Source organism: Stenotrophomonas capsici (assembly GCF_034961085.1).
In the GTDB taxonomy this organism is placed as follows: Bacteria; Pseudomonadota; Gammaproteobacteria; order Xanthomonadales; family Xanthomonadaceae; genus Stenotrophomonas; species Stenotrophomonas capsici.
This window is the reverse complement of sequence record NZ_JAYFUH010000214.1, coordinates 1-1,928: the sequence shown is the minus strand read 5'-3', so window position 1 is coordinate 1,928 and position 1,928 is coordinate 1. Positions and strand designations below refer to the sequence as shown.

At 69.8% G+C, this 1,928-nt stretch carries 1 protein-coding gene; it reads right to left on the bottom strand.

Features of this window, described 5'->3' with window-relative positions:
* A partial coding sequence (locus VA603_RS11530) for a 3'-5' exonuclease (protein ID WP_323438930.1) occupies positions 1-1,928 on the bottom strand: 1,928 nt, incomplete at both ends.

Here is a 1,928-nt window from a genome sequence, read left to right as displayed (position 1 = left end):
CGCGAAACGGTGCGCGTACAACCCCGGCGACGGCGTGCGGCTGGCGTCCAGGCCGCGGCAGAACAGGTAGCGGATGCCGCCGAAGTCGCGCGCGTAGTCGTAACCGGCACCGATGCGGAACCGCAGCCAACGGTGCAGGGCCACGGTGTAGATCAGCGCCTGCAGGTCGTACTCGCTGTGCTGCATCGCCGCTTCCAGCTGCGAGGGCGCGTAGTCCGGCAACCGGTTGGATTTGTAGTCCAGCACGTACCAGCGTCCGTCGCGGACGTAGGTCAGGTCGATCTTGCCGGTCATCAGCCCTTCCAGTTGGCGGCGCAGGCCAAAGCCGTGGCGGTCACGCACCACGCCATGCACATGCAGCACCCTCAACAGGGCCGGCACGGTGGTGGCCTGCATGGCGAAGTGGAATTCGATCTCGGCGCTGTACGTGCCCATGGCCAGCGAATGCAGCGCGCCGCCCTCGGGCAAGGTCACGGTCAGGGTCTGGCCGATCAGGCCGGTCAGCAGGCTGACGCCGTCGGCGATGTCTTCCTCCACGTAGCCGTCGTCGCGCAGGGCCTTGGCGATGACGGCGCCCTGCCCGTCCGGCGCAGCCTCGCCGGCCTGCCAGTGCCCCCAGGCGGCGAAGTCCACGTTCTCCAGCGCGGCATGCAGCACGTTGCCGAAGCGACTGCCGGCAAAGCGGGGGTCGAATACCTCGGCCGGCGTGTCGACCACGGCCGGTTCGGCTTCCACGTCCACTTGTGCCGGTTCGTCGGAGGCGCCGCCCTTTTCCTCGGTGGCCGCAGCGGAGGTGTCCTGCCCGCCGTCGGCATGCGCCAGCTGGGTGAAGCTGTACACCCACCAGTCGTGCGGCACCACGCGCTGCACCGCGCGCACCGGCGGCAACGCCTGCTCACGCTCGGCGGGCAGGCGCGGCGGCAGGCCATGCGGGCCACCGTCAATGATGTGGATATCCGCGTGCGCGCCCAGCGCGGCCATGTCCTGCAGCATCGGGCCCAATCGCGAGGACGCCAGGCCGGTCAGTGCACCCCCGGTTATCCACAGGGCATGCTCGGCGCGGGTCAGGCCGACGTACAGCAGGCGCGCGGTTTCGGCTTCCTCCTCGGCGCTGACCTGCTGGCCGACGGCTTTCCACTGCGGGTCGTCCTTGTCGATCTTCCAATGCAGCACGCGCTGCGCACCGTCGTGCACGGTGCGGTGGTTGGACGTATCCGGCGCGTTGGTCGCGATGCCGACGAACGGCAGGTAGACCAGCGGGTACTCCAGGCCCTTGCTCTTGTGCAGGGTGATGATCTGCACCCGGCGCGCGTCCGATTCCAACCGCAGCAGCTGGGTCTCGTCGCTTTCATCGGCGTGCGCCATGCGTGTCTGCAGCCAGTCGAGCAGGCCATGCAGGCCGATGCTGCGGTTGCTGGCTTCCTGCAGCTGTTCGCCCAGCTGCAGATAGTTGGTCAGGCGGCGCTCGCCATCGACCAGCGCCAGCAGGCGTTCGGCCTGCTCGGCGGCAAGGTCGGACAGCAGTGCCAGTACGCCACCGCGCTGCCAGCGCTCGCGCCATTGCAGCAGGCGTTCCTGGTGCGCGCGTTGGCGGTCGCCCTCGTGCTCCATCGCCGCGATCGCGGCGGCATCCTCGCCCAGCAGCACGGTGGACAGCGCGGCGCGCAGCCGGCCTTCGTCGGCCGGTTGCAGCAAGGCCAGCAGCAGCAGCCGCACCTCGTGCGCCTCGGCGCTGGAGAACAGGCTCTGCTTGCCCGCCGCCACCGCCGGGATACCCACCGCCGCCAGGGCCTGCTGGATACGCGCGGCCTCCTTGTGCGAACGCACCAGCACGGCGATGTCGCCGGGCTGCACCGGCGCGCCATCCACCTGCGCGCGGCCCTCGCGCGACGCACTCAATACCCTGTGGATATCACCGACGCAGGCCA